Annotated in this window: 1 protein-coding gene and 1 pseudogene; one reads left to right on the top strand and one right to left on the bottom strand. The window is 36.0% G+C overall.

What is annotated here, in order from left to right; genetic code table 11:
• Positions 1-107 (top strand): annotated as a pseudogene (locus HC176_RS20095) (YraN family protein); the annotation flags it as partial.
• Here HC176_RS20095 and HC176_RS16565 read toward each other — a convergent pair.
• The coding region (locus HC176_RS16565; protein ID WP_209309764.1) for a DUF421 domain-containing protein at positions 104-444 on the bottom strand (341 nt) is incomplete at its 5' end. The pseudogene HC176_RS20095 and the gene HC176_RS16565 overlap by 4 nt on opposite strands.

Genomic DNA, 444 nt, shown 5'->3' with positions numbered 1-444 from the left:
ATGAGCATAACCTGGATGTGGAGGTAAGGTTTGATATAATAGCAATTATTAAAAACAAGGCAGGAACAAGACTGGAGCATCTTGAAGATGCATTTTTACACTTTTAGCAGTCATTCAGAATTTCCTTGTAAGTAGCAGAATCACTATCTGTTAGCTTTCCAATAATGGAAAAAGTGGCATCACTCTCCAAAATAATGAGTTCAATTTCTTCAAAATTTCCGTACCCTTTTTTCCTTGCCTCCCCTATAAGTTCACTTTTTGCCACTCCTTCTTTCTTCATTGCCTTTTCCAAAAATTCCCCGCGATAATAAAGCAGCTTTGGATTGGCAGTAAATATTTTTCTAAAAATTTTGTACCGCATTTGTAACCAGGAAAAGACATATTGAAGAATTGCCAAAAGAACGAAGGCGGTAATAGCTTCAGAGATTGAAACATCTTTTGCAG

Source organism: Tamlana crocina (assembly GCF_012037625.1).
This window is presented reverse-complemented; position numbering and strand designations above follow the sequence as displayed.